The sequence below is a fragment of the Parvibacter caecicola genome (assembly GCF_003725335.1).
Lineage (GTDB): Bacteria > Actinomycetota > Coriobacteriia > Coriobacteriales > Eggerthellaceae > Parvibacter > Parvibacter caecicola.
In genome coordinates this window covers 1-1,222 of record NZ_QIBY01000010.1, presented here as the reverse complement: position 1 = coordinate 1,222, position 1,222 = coordinate 1, and the positions used below count along the sequence as shown (strand labels likewise).

The following is a 1,222-nucleotide window of genomic DNA, read 5'->3' as shown; positions in this document are numbered from 1 at the left end:
CCACAGGGGATTTTTTCGGCGAGGAGCCGTGGACAGCGCCCCGAGGGCACCCTCCGCGCCTTCCGTGTTCACGGCCGGCGGCTGCTGGCCTTGCGTGCGCGTATATGCGTCAGTTGTCGCATTTGCGCCCTCCCCGAATGCGGCCGAAGGAATACCCTCGGTCTGACCTGGGTTTTTACCTCCCAGGTTTTGATCAGCCAAATGGCTGTTCAAATGGTGCTTCATAACTATCGACCCCTAGTCCTCAAAGCTTTAGGGCGCAGTTCGCCCTTAATTGTAGATAGTTAGGTCACATTTTATACACAAATGGGTTACAGCTCAAGGGCAAGCAAGTAACTCATCTTTATATGTGGACGGTTTTGAGCACAAGCGGCGGAGTGGGTTTTTGCACGTTTCTCGACACGGGATAAATCCCCTGTTCAAGATGACCCTTTTGCTCTTTATTACGGAGTCAAAAAGTTCTCCACCGATAGTGGATTAAACGGCGATGAATGGCGTTTCTCCTTTGTTGATCAGCCAATTTTCCAGCGGTTTTAAGCGCGTTTTCCCTAGGTTCCCTAAGGCCAGGCTTTGCGGCCTTTGCAGGAAAAACCTGCCCTTCCTGCTGATTTGCGGGCAGGGAAAATGATGGGGGCTGCGCGCGGCGGCCCCCATCATGTTGTGCTCGGTTGGTTGGATGCGAAAATGCAGGGCCCTGTCCGCTTGGCCGCTGGAGAGTAGAAGGGCAAAAAGCCTACCTACCTGCTAGTCCCAAGGATTTGGCTCAAAAAATTCCGTGGTGGCCGGGCGGTCGGAATAGGGGTCGTACCCGTCGTCATCTTCGTTTTCCGGCCTGATAAACAGGGCAATATCCGCGGGCTTTTGCGTTGCTTTCGCAGGGCTGACGGCAGAGATTTCGAACCTTGATTGCTCGCTTTCCAAAGCTAGTGCGGAAAAGTTATCCACCGATTTTCCCCTATTATTCCCATTAGAGCATACTCCAGGAGTGACGCAAGACGAAGCAATTCGCTCATCATTTCCCTGCTCCATCTGAGTTTTCTTACGGCTTGGTAACGGCGTTGTTACGATTGTCACTCGCGCCGGCCGCGTCTGGAAGGGTTTTTTCGACTGATTCACTCCGCCTCCAACAAGTCCAAACAAGGCTGCTCTCCTACAAAAATTATGTCCCCACTCCAACCAGAATCCACAACCAACCTCCCCATCTCCACCCCACCCCCACAAC

Annotated in this window: 1 protein-coding gene; it reads right to left on the bottom strand. The window is 53.0% G+C overall.

The features are described 5' to 3' along the window. Positions 1–744: 744 nt before the first annotated feature. On the bottom strand, positions 745–1,222 hold a 478-nt coding region (locus DMP11_RS10400), incomplete at its 5' end, for a hypothetical protein (protein WP_235869419.1).